We start from the raw sequence: 14,069 nt of genomic DNA, 5'->3' as shown, positions 1-14,069 counted from the left end.
TAGAGTTTTACACTTAGATATAAGAAATTGCTACTTATTAAAACGATTAACAACCTATGAAAAAGATTAAGACTTTACTGCTCGCTTGTATTGCTATGATTGCAATGACAAGTTGTTTTGAAGACATGGATGATAATATTATAACTGCTAAAACCATAGATATCAATGATTTTGTTTGGAAAGGCATGAATGTGTTTTATCTCTATAAATCTCAAACCCCAGATTTAGCAGACGACAGATTCTCTACTGACGTTGATTACACTAACTACTTAAGCGACTTTAGTAGTCCTGAAGACTTATTTGAATCTTTAAAATACAACCCTGAGACTATTGATCGATTTAGTAGAATTTATGATAACTACTTCGATTTACAAAACCAACTTGCCGGTATAACTTTAAACAATGGTATTGAATTTAATTTATATCGTGTACCAGGAAGTGAAACCGAAGTTTTTGGAGCTATTACCTTGGTCCTAAATAACAGCGTTGCTGATAATTTAGGTTTACAACGTGGGCAAATTTTTAGAGGTATTAATGGTATTCCTTTAAACAATAATAGTATCGATGATCTTAACGATCCAATATATCAAAATTCTTTTACTCTAAATTTTGCAGATTACAACACTAATGGCACTCCAGACACCGAAGACGATACCATTACCTTAAATGGTGAAAGCGCTGATTTAACAAAAACCGTGTATTCAGAGAACCCTATTCATAAGTCACAAGTATTAAATGTTAATAATGTTAAAATTGGGTACTTAATGTACAATGGGTTTAATCAAAATTTTGATAGCGCCCTAAATAACGCTTTTGGTGAATTTAAAGCTGCCGGAGTTTCAGAACTGGTCTTAGATTTTCGCTATAATGGTGGTGGTTCTGTACAAACTGCAGCTTATTTAGGAAGCATGGTTACAGGACAGTTTGATGGCGAAATCTACTCGAAATTATTTTACAATGATAATTTGAGTAGCAATAATGAAACGTATAAGTTTACGAATTCAATAGCAGGCGTTGGTGCAATTAACAGTCTTAATTTATCTAAAGTCTATGTACTTACAACAAATAAAAGAACGGCTTCTGCCAGCGAACTTGTTATTAATAGCTTAAAAGCGTATATCGAAGTTATTGTTATTGGGGAAAATACTGTAGGAAAAACACAAGCCTCACGAACCATTTATGACTCCCCCGATTTTACCTTAGAAAATGTGAGCCTAAGCCATAATTATGCCATGCAGCCATTAATAGCAAATTCAACAAATGTATTTGACGCTCTTGTGCCTTCAACAGGCTTGGTTCCTGATATAGAAATCAGTGAGTCTCCAAGTACATTAGGAACTCTAGGGGATGTTAACGAACCTCTTTTGTCCGCTGCAATTGAACATATGACAACCTCTGGACGTGCTACAAATCAGACCGATAACAGTTCGACGCTTATAGAATTAAGTAGACCAATATCTCCTTTAGAACAAGATATGTATATTGATTAATTTTCTATTTATAATAAAAAGCCGCTTCTACAAAATGTAAAAGCGGCTTTTCTTGCTTATTAGAAACTATAATTAATTAAAATATATTTTTGAAGCACCTACACCAACACTAAACGTATTAATTTCTGTCCCTGAAGATATATCATACACTAATAAGGTACTATTTCCTGTAAAGCTAGCATCGGTTACAAATAACTGATTATCATCTACAGATAAGCCATAAGCATAACTCGTACTTAAATCAAATAAAGACGTTGTTGGTAAACTTGTAGCATTATCAGCTAAACTAATGACATCCGCTTGTATGCATACGCCAAGTTTATATTGGCTTTATGGTAAGGCACATAAATTAACTGTTTGTTGCTTTCTAAATCTTCTGAAATGTTATATGCATAATTGAATTGTAGTGATAGATGATGTTCCTTAATTTTTTTAGAAACATCTAAGCTTGCTTCTGCACCATAGTTTTGTGTTTTAGCAATGTTTTCCGGACTCTAAAATCCCGAAGTATTCGGCTTCCATTGGATAAAATCGGTGGTCTTTATATAAAAAGCGTTTAGATTAAGTTTGGCATTTTTATATGTTATGTCTTGTCCTAAATCAATTTGATATGAATTTTCAGGCACTAAATCTAAATTACCTCCAGGCTGCCAATACAAATCGTTAAATGTAGGTATACGGTAGTTTTTAGACCCATTTAATTTCAATTTATAATTGTTGGAAACCTCATAGGCTACATCAAAAGAAAACAACAACGGACTTTCAAAGCCTGAAGTTACATCCTGTCTTAAATTTAACCCATATTGCCATTTCCTATTAGGAGTATATTGAAGTAACGCTGTCGTTGAAAATTCTTTCCGGTTAGGATCACCAAAACTACTCCCGCTACCTTCGTAATAATTATAAGACACTATCGGTTTCAATTTTAAATCCGTTAATAAATCAATATCTGTCGTATAATTAAAGAGGTAAGTATTTACCTTTCCGAAGGTATAATTCTCGGTGTTTTTATTTCCAAAATATTTAAAGTGCTCTTGTAAATGTGCTACTTTTAATTTCGAAAAGACCTTATCTCCTTGATGTGACCATTCTAACATGGTTCTAAAGTTTTGATCCTCGTATTTAGCTAAAGAAGGTGAACTTAGGGTTCCTGAAAATTCGCGTTCTCCTAAAAACGTTTGATGATAAAGTTTTAAGACATCTTTATTGGATAAGACATAACCGGCGTTAGCATTAATACTTCCATTGTAATACGCTCCGTTTGTATTGCGTTTATCTGTATTTAGGTACTGTCAGAATCAATATAATTAAGTCCAATATTAAAAGACCATTTGTCTTTGGCATAAGACGACAAATAACTGAGATTCTTAGTATCATAACTTCCATAAGATAAGGTTACGGTATTATCAAAATGAGGACTAAAACTTAAAGTATTATTTAAATGAATACTACCACCAATGGCACCACTACCATATTGAACGGATCCACCACCAGAACGTATCACCACACTTTTAAAATTAGTGGTATTAATGGTATTAAAATCCGTTTGCCCCGTGAGTTGCGAATTAATAGAAATCCCATTCCGTATCACAGCCGTTTGCGAAGCATTAGTACCTCTAAATGACGGAGAAGATACCATAACCATTCTCTTTAAAATAAAGATTAGAATTAAAACGTAAAATATCGGTAAATGAGCTTCTATTTTGTTGAAGTAAAGAATCATTAAGCACAGTCACTTTGTAGCCATGAGCAAAGCGCTTTAATTTCACATCACTCAATACAACTTCATCCAGTTTCTGAATAGAATCAGTGGATGTTTGTGCCTTAGCAACGCTACCAAATAATAGCAATAAAAATAAGAGTACTACACGTATCATTCTGCAATCACTTTTATCCCGAAAGTTTGATTTTATTGTTGAATAAGGCAAGTCTCCTCACTTGTTTCTTACGATTTCACCTTCCCAACATAAATGTCAGTGGTTTTGAAGAAAATAATAAAAAATGAGAAGCTCCATCTAATTGAGCATAAAACTCACAGTTGCGGAAACAGTAAATGAATGAAAATTTCCGATTTTAAACCGTGCCTCTTTGCACTTGATTCCCTTTTAATCTAATTGGTTAGATATTAGGACCTAATTTCAGATCAAAAATGGAATAAAGTTACGAGATTAGTCATCCTTTTTCTTATTCATTTTATAGATTAAATAAATGAAACCGATTAAAAAATGTGCTAGGATTATTCCTGCAACGATATATAGTGTTAAATTTGAATCGTCTCTCATGACTGTAGTTTTAACAAAGTTAAAAATTCAAAACTTAAATATTAGTTACAAAGGTTACATATGAAAATCATTAAGTTCTTAATTCTTCTGCTTATCGTTAGTGCATGTAAAAATGAAACTAAAAACGATACCATTTTACCTCAAACAGCAACCAAAGCCATTCCTTTAAAATATGCCGAAGGTTTTAAAATTTCGCAATCAGATAAAAGTAAAACCATAGAAATCACTAAGGCGTGGCCAGAGGCAGAAAAAACATATACCTATTTATTACTTACAAAAGAGCAAGCTGCAAAAACCACTTTTAATAAAGCCGATTATGATGGAGTCATCATTACTCCAATTACTAAAACGGTAGTAACGTCTACAACACATATTCCCGCATTGGAACTTTTAGGAGTTGAAGAAACCTTAATTGGTTTTCCTGGTTCAGATTATGTGTCCTCAAAAAAAACAAGGCAGTTAATTAACGCTGGAAACGTAAGAGAGCTAGGAAAAAATGAAGGTATTAATACAGAAGTTTTACTCGCTCTAAATCCAGATGTTGTTGTTGGCTTTGGCGTTGATGGTGTAAACAAAACCTTCGAAACCATAAAAAAAGCGGGGATTCCTGTCATTTATAATGGGGATTGGGCAGAATCTTCAGCTTTAGCAAAAGCCGAATGGATTAAATTCTTTGGTGTACTTTTTAATAAAGAAAAAGAAGCCGACTCTATATTTAATACTATTGAACGCGATTATTTAGCGGCAAAAGCAATTGCAAAGCAAGCGAAACATCAACCCACAATTTTAAGTGGAGCGATGCATAAAGACGTATGGTATTTACCAAATGGTTCTAGTCCTGAAGCCCAATTTTTAAAAGATGCCAATGTTAATTATTTATGGAGCAATACCACAGGTAATGGTAGTTTAGCTTTAAGTTTTGAAGTGGTATTAGACAAAGCTAAGGATGCTGATTTATGGCTGAGCCCTTCTTACTATTCTAGCTTAAAACAATTAGAAGAAACGAATGCATTATATACCAATTTTGAAGCTTTTAAAACCAAAAACATCTATAGCTTCGCTAATACAACAGGAGAAACGGGTGGTGTTTTATATTATGAATTAGGAACAGCTAGGCCCGATTTAGTTTTAAAAGATTTAATAAAAATTTGCCATCCCGAATTGCTAACAGATTATACTCCTTATTTCTTTAAACGTCTTAATTAATTGGGTAAACAAAAAACATATCGACTTCAATTTACCTTGCTCGCATTCGCTTTATTGGTTTGCTTTGTGGTCAATATCAGTTTGGGTTCTATCAATATCCCCTTAAAAAGTATTTTTGGAAGCTTTTTTGGATCTGTAGAGTCTTCTTCAAACTGGAACGTCATCATCATGGATTATAGATTGCCAAAAGCCATAACAGCTATTATGGTTGGTTCAGGTTTGGGGATTTCCGGATTATTGATGCAAACACTATTTCGAAATCCCTTAGCAGGACCATTTGTATTAGGTATCAGTTCGGGAGCTAGTTTAGGAGTGGCTTTAGTTATTTTAGGCTCAGGATTGTTTGGTGGCTTATTTGCTACTGCTATAGCAACGAAATGGAGCATTGTTATTGCGGCGAGTTTAGGAAGTTTTCTAGTTTTACTAGCTGTTTTAGCGGTTTCTAATAAAGTGAGAGACACTATGGCTATTCTTATTATTGGATTAATGTTTGGAAGTATTACGGCTGCTATTGTGAGTGTACTATCTTACTTTAGTTCCGCAGAACAATTACAACAATACATCTTTTGGGGATTTGGAAGTTTGAGTAATCTATCTTGGAGTGAACTTTTAATTTTCTTCTGTATTTATGCTATCGGACTCATATTGAGTGTCGCCTCCATAAAAGGACTAAACAGTTTATTACTTGGTGATAATTATGCCAAAAGCCTCGGTTTAAATTTAAAACAAAGCCGATTTATCATCATTGTCGCTACCAGTTTAATTGCAGGAACCATCACTGCTTTTGCGGGCCCAATTGCATTTATTGGTTTGGCAATTCCGCATTTAACACGTCAAATCTTTAAAACCACCAACCATAAAATATTGTTACCTGCCGTATTTTTATTTGGTGGTATTGTAATGCTTATTTGCGATACTATTGCACAAGTTCCAAATAGTGATTACACCTTACCCATTAATGCGATTACCGCTTTAGTTGGAGCACCGGTTGTAATATGGTTATTAGTAAGACAACGAAAAATGATGTTTTAAAATGACGACAAAGACATCACATATCATCCTTAAAGCAGAACAACTTTCAATAGGTTATAAAACCAAAAAAGCTGAAACTGTTATTGCTTCAAATATAAATTTTGAATTGCAAAAAGGACAATTAATTGGCCTAGTTGGAGCAAATGGCATTGGTAAATCAACCTTATTAAGAACACTAATTAAAGTGCAGCCAGAATTATCGGGTTCTATACGTCTTAATGATAAAGACCTTAAAACCACCACCACTTTAGAGCTTGCTAAACAACTGAGTATTGTATTAACAGAACCCTTAGCGTCTAAAAATCTTTCGGTTATTGAGCTTGTTGCTTTAGGACGGCATCCGTATACCAATTGGATTGGCAACCTAACTGAAAATGATACCTCAATTATAAACAACGCTTTAAAGCTTGTGAATATTTCAGATTTAAAAGACAAAAAGTGTTACGAGCTTAGTGATGGTCAGCTACAAAAAGTAATGATTGCACGTGCTTTGGCTCAAGATACAGCTATTATTGTTTTAGATGAACCCACGTCGCATCTCGATATGTATCATAAAGCTTACATTTTGAAACTACTTCAAAAGCTAACCAAAGAAACCGGTAAAACGATTTTATTTTCTTCACATGAAATTGATTTAGCCATTCAACTTTGTGATACTATGATTGTAATGCGAAAGAATGAAGTGGTTTGCGATCAGCCTTGTAAATTAATTTCAGATGGTGTTTTCAACTCCCTTTTTCCAGAGGATTTGATTGTTTTTGATGATAAAACAGGAAGCTTTAGAGTGACGAAATAGATTTACTATTTCCTCAGTTCGATTTCATTTTCATTTTCAACTTCAATTTCCTTTTTATAAATTATCTTTGAAAAATTTCCATTTTCAACTATGAACGACACTATCATTCTTTTTATCGCTATACTTGTTTCCGCAGGTATTGGAGCATTTATTAGTCTCAAATTTTCTCAATTAAAGAGTAAAAGTGACAAGAGTACTTTAGAAGAGCGTAATGCTAATCTTCAGCAACAATTCAATGAATTCAAGACCTATTCCGAAACTGAAAACCAAAAACAGAATCAGTATTTCACGCAACAATTAACGGAATTAAAAGAGACAATTTCTAAAATTGAAATTGAACGTGAAGCGATTAGACGAGAAAAAGACTTTTTAAATACGGAACTTTCTAGACGTAATTCGGAATACGAAAATCTTGAAAAAGCCAACCTCAAACGCGACGAAGAACTCATCTTACAACAAGAGCAATTGCGAAAAGATTTTGAATTAATGGCTACTAAGATATTAGATGAAAAATCTGAAAAATTTACACTTCAGAATAAAGAGAACATCAAAAACATATTAAATCCTTTACAAGAAAAAATACAACTTTTTGAGAAAAAAGTTGATGATACGCAAAAGGAAAGTATCAGCATGCACTCGGCTTTAAAAGAGCAATTAGTAGGGCTTAAAGACCTTAACCAAATCATGGCTAAAGAAGCCACAAATCTTACTAGAGCGTTAAAAGGTGATAGTAAAACGCAAGGAAATTGGGGCGAATTAGTCTTAGAGCGTGTTTTAGAAAAATCTGGACTTGAGAAAGATAGAGAGTATTTTGTACAACAAAACTTTCAGCGCGAAGATGGTTCTCGTGTGATGCCAGATGTGGTGTTACATCTACCGGATTCTAAAAAAATGATTATCGATTCTAAGGTATCCTTAACCGCTTACGAGCAGTTTGTAAATGCTGAAGAAGACCAACGTCCCATCTTTTTAAAAGCGCATGTTAATTCTATAAAAAAACACGTCGATCAGCTTTCTGCTAAAAATTATCAAGATTTATATGATATTGAATCACCGGATTTTGTATTGATGTTCATTCCTATTGAACCTGCTTTTGCTGTGGCTATAAATGAAGATAATTCACTTTATAATAAAGCTTTTGAACAAAACATAGTCATTGTTACGCCTTCTACCCTTTTAGCAACCTTACGTACCATAGATTCCATGTGGAATAACGAAAAGCAGCAACAAAATGCTTTAGAAATTGCAAAACAAGCAGGTGCACTCTATGATAAATTTGAAGGTTTAGTTACGGACTTAACTGGTGTCGGCAAAAAAATTGATGCTGCCAAAAGTGACTATTCTGCCGCAATGAATAAATTAGTAGACGGAAAAGGTAATCTTATTTCGCGTGTCGAAAAGATAAAAAAAATGGGAGCTAAAGCCAAAAAATCGCTTCCGGAAAGTATTATAAAACGTGCTACGGAAGATGATTTATAAAATAGTCCTATTTAAAGGCATAAATTAAAATATGCCACAATAAAGGCATAAATTAGATTATTCCGTTTTTAAGGCATATATTTGAATATAATATAAGAATATATGACAAGTATAATTACTGGTGATATTATTAAATCTCGAGAAGCAACGAGTCAAAGTTTATGGTTAAACACCTTAAAAACGGCTTTAAGCACACTATCTACGCGCACTTCTGACTACGAAATCTACAGAGGCGATAGCTTTCAAATTGAATGTAGTGACGCGCTCAACAGTTTTAAATATGCTGTATATTTAAAAGCTTGTATTAAAATGATAAAAGGTTTAGATGTACGCCTTGCCATTGGTATTGGAGACAAAACCTATCAAGGTAAAACGGTAAGTGAATCTAATGGTGAAGCCTTTATATATTCTGGTGAAACCCTTGAAACCTTAAAAAAAGAGAAAGTCAACTTAAAACTTAAGACCAATAGCGACGTGTTAAATACAGAGCTTAATCTTTATTTTAAACTTGCTTTAATTGCCATGGATAATTGGACGGTAAACTCTGCAGAAATTATAAAACTTAGCATAGAACACCCCAATATGATTCAATCGGACCTCGCTAAGCTCATTGGCATAAGTCAAGATGCCGTAAGTAAACGCCAAAAACGAGCGTATTTAGATGAGATTCTAGAATTAGACCATTTATATAGACAGAAAATAAACCAATTATGATGCTAATCATTTTAAAACTTTTTATGGCACACCTCATTGGAGACTTCTTTCTTCAACCTCTAAAGTGGGTAAAACATAAAGAAAAGAAAAAACTAAAATCTGCTTGGCTTTATATACATGTGGCAGTGCATTTGGCCTTAATGTTTTTATTCGTTTGGGATTTATCATACACTCCATTAATATTAGGTATTGGTTTGTTACACCTAATCATCGATGGCTTAAAACTTATACTTCAACGTAAAAAAACAAAACGATTATACTTTTTTTTAGATCAGTTATTCCATATCATTTCAATCCTTGGATTAACAGCAATTCTATATCCTGATGATTTTAATCTCTCACTAACCTTAGATGCTCAGCTTCTACTCTTAGTAATTTGTGTTGCCTTTTTAACCACACCGACATCTATCATAATGAAAACCATTTTCTCTAAATGGAACATTTCAAAACTGACCAAAGACAATGAATCCTTAAAAGATGCTGGCACCTATATTGGTGTTTTAGAACGCCTTTTAGTATTTGTCTTTGTCGTTTTAGGCCATTGGGAAGCCGTAGGTTTTTTAATAACAGCTAAATCGGTTTTTAGGTTTGGAAATTTAACCGCTTCTAAAGAACGAAAACTCACCGAATATATACTCATCGGTACGCTTATTAGCTTTGGTATTGCTATAATAACAAGTTTACTTTTCCTAAATTTTAAAGCTTATGTATAAAACTATAGATTCTTCAAGAATTAGCATTTCACAACTAATGCTACCATCACATTCTAACTTTAGCGGTAAAATCCACGGTGGTTTTATACTAAATCTTATGGATCAAATTGCCTTTGCCTGTGCCTCTAAACATTCTGGAATGTATTGCGTGACGGCATCTGTTGATACGGTCGATTTTATAAATCCTATTGAGGTCGGTGAACTCGTCACCATGAAAGCTTCTGTTAATTATGTTGGAAAAACATCTATGGTCATTGGCATACGTGTAGAATCTGAACACATCCAAACAGGTAAGATAAAACATTGTAATTCTTCCTATTTTTCTATGGTTGCCAAGAATGAAGACGGCCAATCTAATGAAGTCCCGGGTTTAATTATAAACGATAAAACGGAAGTCATGCGCTTTTTGAAAGCCATAAAACGTATGGAAACCAAGGCATCTAGACAAAAAGAGTTTAACGATATCAATTTTGCTTTTGAAGATTATCTAAGCGAATTAAAAAACTACAGAGTTAAGATTGAGTTACCTGATAGTCATTAAACATCAAGAACCCCTGTATAACACAAAAAGCGACTAATTAGATTAGTCGCTTTTTAATTTTGTATAAACTGTATTGCAATTACTGTTTTATAAATCGTTTCGTTTGTGTGACGGTATCGTCGCTTAATCTAACCAAATACACACCACTTTTCCAATTAGAAACATCAATTGATGATTCCAATTTGGTAATTACACCTTTATAAACTCGTTTTCCTAAGACATCAAAGACTTCTAATTTTAAATCTTCGTTTCTGTTTTGCAATTTAATATTCAATTTATTTTTAGCAGGATTAGGTGCAATAGTGAATTCATTATTTTGAATTTCAACAGCACTTAAGCCTGTTTCAACATCATTTACCTGACCAGGTGACACCTGAGCAAACGAATAGGCTGCAATAAAAAATATTAAAAAAAGTAATTTCAGTTTCATATAAGTAGGCATTAATCTATGCTAAGTTAATAATTATTAGTGAATAACACTTACGCTTTATCGAAAACTATGCCATTACTTACTTAAATACATTTTTCTTCTTGCATATAAATCATAAAACTGATCATCCTTTAAATTATCTATAAATAAGATACTTTCACCTGTACTTTTCATTTCTGGCCCTAATTGTTTATTCACATTAGGAAACTTATTAAATGAGAATACTGGTTGCTTAATAGCGTAGCCTTCAAGTTGCGGATTAAAGTTAAAATCGGTTACTTTTTTCTCTCCCAACATAACTTTAGTTGCATAATTTACATAAGGTTCTTTATAGGCTTTTGCAATAAAAGGAACGGTACGTGACGCTCTAGGATTGGCTTCAATAATGTATACAATATCATCTTTTATAGCAAATTGTATATTAATTAACCCAATAGTATGCAATGCTCTTGCAATGGTATGAGTATGGTCTATAATTTGTTGCATCACTAAATCGCCTAAATTAAAGGCTGGTAATAAGGCGTTACTATCACCAGAGTGAATACCACAAGGTTCAATATGTTCCATAATACCTATGATATGAACATTACCATCGGCATCACAAATGGCATCAGCTTCTGCTTCAATAGCTCCATCCAAATAATGATCTAATAACAATTTATTTCCAGGAATTGATTTTAATAAATCAATAACATGAGACTCTAGCTCTTGTCTATTAATAACAATTTTCATCCCTTGCCCTCCTAATACATAAGAAGGTCTTACTAAAATTGGAAAATCTAAAACATCTGCAATTGCTAAAGCTTCATCTGCTGATTCTGCAACATCAAATTCAGGATAAGGAATATTATTCTCTTTTAATATGTTTGAAAAACTACCTCTATCTTCAGCTAAATCCAAAGATTGGAAGCTGGTTCCCATAATTTTAATACCATAACGCTCTAATTTTTCAGCAAGTTTCAAAGCGGTTTGTCCACCTAATTGTACAATAACACCTTCTGGCTTTTCATGCTGAATAATATCATAGATATGTTCCCAAAATACAGGCTCAAAATATAATTTATCAGCAATATCAAAATCCGTTGACACCGTTTCAGGGTTACAGTTAATCATTATAGTTTCATAACCACATTCTGCAGCGGCTAAAACACCATGTACACAACAATAATCAAACTCAATACCTTGTCCTATTCGGTTGGGTCCCGAACCTAAAACAATGATTTTCTTTTTATCTGAAACGATACTTTCGTTTTGCACATAAACTTTACCATCTGCTGTTTCTACTTCACTTTCGAAAGTGGAATAATAATATGGTGTTTGCGCTTTAAACTCAGCAGCACAAGTATCTACTAATTTAAATACACGATTAATATTAAGTTCGCTTCGTTTGTTATAAACTTCACTTTCTAAACACCCCAACATATGTGCTATTTGTCTATCTCCATAGCCTTTTTGCTTGGCTTCTAGCAATAACTCACGTTCAATGGTATCGATTTTAAAGGTAGAAATCTCTTTTTGAAGTAGAAATAATTCTTCGTATTGCTTTAAAAACCACATGTCTATTTTTGTGATTTCGTGAATACGACTCAAAGGAATTCCCATAGCAATCGCATCATAAATAACAAATACACGATCCCAACTGGCGAAAGTTAATTTCTCAATTACAGTATCATAATCTTTATACCCTTTACCATCTGCACCTAAACCATTACGTTTAATTTCTAATGATTGTGTCGCTTTATGTAAAGCTTCTTGAAACGAACGACCAATAGACATCACTTCACCTACCGATTTCATTTGTAACCCTAATGTGCGGTCTGACCCTTCGAATTTATCAAAATTCCAACGAGGAATCTTTACAACAACATAATCTAAAGTAGGTTCAAATAAAGCTGACGTTGATTTTGTAATCTGATTATCTAATTCATCCAAATTATAACCAATGGCTAATTTCGATGCTATTTTAGCAATAGGATACCCCGTTGCTTTACTCGCTAATGCTGATGAACGTGATACACGCGGATTAATTTCAATGGCGATTATTTCTTCTTCGTCATCAGGACTCACAGCAAACTGAACATTACAACCACCTGCAAAATCACCGATACTACGCATCATATGGATGGCCATATCTCGCATTTTCTGAAAAGTTTTATCAGATAGGGTCATTGCTGGTGCTAATGTTATTGAGTCACCTGTATGAATTCCCATCGGATCCATATTCTCAATCGTACAAATAATTACGACATTGTCGTTTTTATCACGTAATAATTCGAGTTCGTATTCTTTCCAGCCTATTAAAGCTTTATCAATCATTACTTCATGGATTGGAGAGACTTCCAAACCACGTGTTAATAATTCATCGAAATCGTCTTCTTTAAATACAAAAGAAGCTCCTTCACCACCTAAGGTGTATGATGCTCTAATAACCAATGGAAAACCAAACTCTTGTGCTATTTCTTTTCCTTTAAGATACGAAGTAGCAGTTGCTTGAGGTGCCATACCAACACCAATTTTCAACATGAGTTCTCTAAATTGTTCTCTATCTTCAGTAATATTAATGGCGTCAATATCTACACCAATAATATCTACATTAAAATCTTTCCAAATTCCTTTTTCATCAGCTTCAATACAAAGATTTAAAGCTGTTTGCCCACCCATAGTAGGCAAAACAGCATCAATCTGCGGATGCTCTTTTAAAATCTGGATTAAAGATTTTGTAGTTAATGGCAACAAATACACATGATCTGCCATAGTAGGGTCAGTCATAATTGTTGCTGGGTTAGAATTAATAAGGATGGTTTCAATCCCGTCTTCTCTTAATGATCGCAGTGCTTGAGACCCAGAATAGTCAAATTCGCAGGCTTGCCCAATTACAATAGGACCTGAACCGATCAATAAAACAGATTTGATGTTGTTGTTTTTTGGCATGAGACTTTATGTTTAGTGAAATTGCAAATGTGTTCCATATCGCATTTGCAGGTGCAAAAATAGTTATCAATAGGATACAAAAAAAGGCGTTACACCTAAGTAACGCCCTAATATATTAACAATTGTTAATCATTATTTTTTATGTCTTGTTTCTGTAGATACAGACAATTTCTTTCTTCCTTTAGCTCTTCTACGTGCTAAAACTTTTCTTCCGTTAACAGAAGCCATTCTTTCTCTGAAACCGTGCTTGTTTTTTCTTTTTCTCTTTGACGGTTGAAACGTTCTTTTTGGCATGTCTTATATTTTTATAAACTAATAATCTTTTTTGAACATTGAGAGGTCTCTCAAAACTGCGTGCAAATATACAACAAGTTTTCACTTTAGCAAGAAGCAAAAGAAAATTTTTGAATAGATTTTAAACTCTTAGATTTTATTATCTTTGCGCTCTGCAAAAA

General features: G+C 33.5%; 13 protein-coding genes, 1 pseudogene and 1 riboswitch. Of the genes and pseudogenes, 8 read left to right on the top strand and 6 right to left on the bottom strand.

The window, feature by feature from the left end:
• Positions 1 to 56: 56 nt before the first annotated feature.
• Entirely contained in the window at positions 57 to 1,490 is a 1,434-nt protein-coding gene (locus ACXGSQ_RS09255; protein WP_458625919.1) for a S41 family peptidase, read from the top strand.
• Between the two features lie 494 nt (positions 1,491 to 1,984).
• Here ACXGSQ_RS09255 and ACXGSQ_RS09250 read toward each other — a convergent pair.
• From ACXGSQ_RS09250 to ACXGSQ_RS09240, 3 genes and pseudogenes are all read right to left on the bottom strand, one after another.
• Positions 1,985 to 2,758 (bottom strand): annotated as a pseudogene (locus ACXGSQ_RS09250) (TonB-dependent receptor domain-containing protein); the annotation flags it as partial.
• 14 nt (positions 2,759 to 2,772) lie between these two features.
• Positions 2,773 to 3,129: a TonB-dependent receptor gene (locus tag ACXGSQ_RS09245; protein WP_458625918.1), complete on the bottom strand. Its 357-nt coding sequence runs from the start codon at positions 3,127 to 3,129 to the stop codon at positions 2,773 to 2,775.
• Positions 3,107 to 3,367, bottom strand: a complete 261-nt coding sequence (locus ACXGSQ_RS09240; protein WP_458625917.1) for a hypothetical protein — start codon at positions 3,365 to 3,367, stop codon at positions 3,107 to 3,109. Before ACXGSQ_RS09240 ends, ACXGSQ_RS09245 begins: the two co-directional genes overlap by 23 nt.
• 29 nt (positions 3,368 to 3,396) lie before the next feature.
• Positions 3,397 to 3,641, bottom strand: a riboswitch (cobalamin riboswitch).
• 191 nt (positions 3,642 to 3,832) lie between these two features.
• On the opposite strand from ACXGSQ_RS09240, the gene ACXGSQ_RS09235 reads away from it, so the two are divergent.
• The 7 genes from ACXGSQ_RS09235 to ACXGSQ_RS09205 all read left to right on the top strand — a co-directional run bounded on the left by ACXGSQ_RS09235 (position 3,833) and on the right by ACXGSQ_RS09205 (position 10,253).
• A complete protein-coding gene (locus ACXGSQ_RS09235; RefSeq protein WP_458625916.1) occupies positions 3,833 to 4,978 on the top strand; it encodes an ABC transporter substrate-binding protein in 1,146 nt (381 codons plus the stop codon).
• Entirely contained in the window at positions 4,979 to 6,010 is a 1,032-nt protein-coding gene (locus tag ACXGSQ_RS09230; protein ID WP_458625915.1) for a FecCD family ABC transporter permease, read from the top strand.
• A 1-nt stretch (position 6,011) separates the two neighbouring features.
• Positions 6,012 to 6,806: an ABC transporter ATP-binding protein gene (locus ACXGSQ_RS09225; protein WP_458625914.1), complete on the top strand. Its 795-nt coding sequence runs from the start codon at positions 6,012 to 6,014 to the stop codon at positions 6,804 to 6,806.
• A gap of 90 nt (positions 6,807 to 6,896) precedes the next feature.
• Entirely contained in the window at positions 6,897 to 8,285 is a 1,389-nt protein-coding gene (locus tag ACXGSQ_RS09220; RefSeq protein ID WP_458625913.1) for a DNA recombination protein RmuC, read from the top strand.
• A gap of 102 nt (positions 8,286 to 8,387) precedes the next feature.
• The gene (locus ACXGSQ_RS09215; RefSeq protein WP_458625912.1) at positions 8,388 to 8,999 is read left to right on the top strand and encodes an HMG-box domain-containing protein; all 612 of its coding nucleotides are present in this window, start codon (positions 8,388 to 8,390) and stop codon (positions 8,997 to 8,999) included.
• A complete protein-coding gene (locus ACXGSQ_RS09210; protein ID WP_458625911.1) occupies positions 8,996 to 9,712 on the top strand; it encodes a DUF3307 domain-containing protein in 717 nt (238 codons plus the stop codon). The genes ACXGSQ_RS09215 and ACXGSQ_RS09210 overlap by 4 nt, the downstream gene beginning before the upstream one ends.
• Positions 9,705 to 10,253, top strand: coding sequence for an acyl-CoA thioesterase (locus ACXGSQ_RS09205; protein WP_458625910.1), 549 nt, complete (start codon positions 9,705 to 9,707; stop codon positions 10,251 to 10,253). Before ACXGSQ_RS09210 ends, ACXGSQ_RS09205 begins: the two co-directional genes overlap by 8 nt.
• A gap of 79 nt (positions 10,254 to 10,332) precedes the next feature.
• Here the strand turns inward: ACXGSQ_RS09205 and ACXGSQ_RS09200 are convergent, their stop codons facing one another.
• The 3 genes from ACXGSQ_RS09200 to rpmH form a co-directional block, all read right to left on the bottom strand.
• Positions 10,333 to 10,683: a T9SS type A sorting domain-containing protein gene (locus ACXGSQ_RS09200; protein WP_458625909.1), complete on the bottom strand. Its 351-nt coding sequence runs from the start codon at positions 10,681 to 10,683 to the stop codon at positions 10,333 to 10,335.
• Between the two features lie 75 nt (positions 10,684 to 10,758).
• On the bottom strand, positions 10,759 to 13,614 hold the full coding sequence (gene carB / locus ACXGSQ_RS09195) for a carbamoyl-phosphate synthase large subunit (RefSeq protein WP_458625908.1): 2,856 nt from the start codon (positions 13,612 to 13,614) through the stop codon (positions 10,759 to 10,761).
• Between the two features lie 132 nt (positions 13,615 to 13,746).
• On the bottom strand, positions 13,747 to 13,908 hold the full coding sequence (gene rpmH / locus ACXGSQ_RS09190) for a 50S ribosomal protein L34 (protein ID WP_115809298.1): 162 nt from the start codon (positions 13,906 to 13,908) through the stop codon (positions 13,747 to 13,749).
• Between the last annotated feature and the right edge of the window lie 161 nt (positions 13,909 to 14,069).

The sequence above is a fragment of the Winogradskyella sp. PC D3.3 genome, from assembly GCF_054366245.1.
The sequence above is the reverse complement of the archived record's forward strand: the minus strand, read 5'-3'. Positions and strand labels throughout refer to the sequence as shown.

Excerpts from the sequence above, each read along its gene's own strand:
- ACXGSQ_RS09245 (WP_458625918.1), bottom strand. The coding sequence starts at position 3,129 with ATGGTATCTTCTCCGTCATTTAGAGGTACTAATGCTTCGCAAACGGCT.
- ACXGSQ_RS09225 (WP_458625914.1), top strand. The coding sequence starts at position 6,012 with ATGACGACAAAGACATCACATATCATCCTTAAAGCAGAACAACTTTCA.
- ACXGSQ_RS09240 (WP_458625917.1), bottom strand. The coding sequence starts at position 3,367 with ATGATACGTGTAGTACTCTTATTTTTATTGCTATTATTTGGTAGCGTT.
- ACXGSQ_RS09235 (WP_458625916.1), top strand. The coding sequence starts at position 3,833 with ATGAAAATCATTAAGTTCTTAATTCTTCTGCTTATCGTTAGTGCATGT.
- rpmH (WP_115809298.1), bottom strand. The coding sequence starts at position 13,908 with ATGCCAAAAAGAACGTTTCAACCGTCAAAGAGAAAAAGAAAAAACAAG.
- ACXGSQ_RS09200 (WP_458625909.1), bottom strand. The coding sequence starts at position 10,683 with ATGAAACTGAAATTACTTTTTTTAATATTTTTTATTGCAGCCTATTCG.
- ACXGSQ_RS09220 (WP_458625913.1), top strand. The coding sequence starts at position 6,897 with ATGAACGACACTATCATTCTTTTTATCGCTATACTTGTTTCCGCAGGT.
- ACXGSQ_RS09205 (WP_458625910.1), top strand. The coding sequence starts at position 9,705 with ATGTATAAAACTATAGATTCTTCAAGAATTAGCATTTCACAACTAATG.
- ACXGSQ_RS09255 (WP_458625919.1), top strand. The coding sequence starts at position 57 with ATGAAAAAGATTAAGACTTTACTGCTCGCTTGTATTGCTATGATTGCA.
- ACXGSQ_RS09210 (WP_458625911.1), top strand. The coding sequence starts at position 8,996 with ATGATGCTAATCATTTTAAAACTTTTTATGGCACACCTCATTGGAGAC.
- carB (WP_458625908.1), bottom strand. The coding sequence starts at position 13,614 with ATGCCAAAAAACAACAACATCAAATCTGTTTTATTGATCGGTTCAGGT.
- ACXGSQ_RS09215 (WP_458625912.1), top strand. The coding sequence starts at position 8,388 with ATGACAAGTATAATTACTGGTGATATTATTAAATCTCGAGAAGCAACG.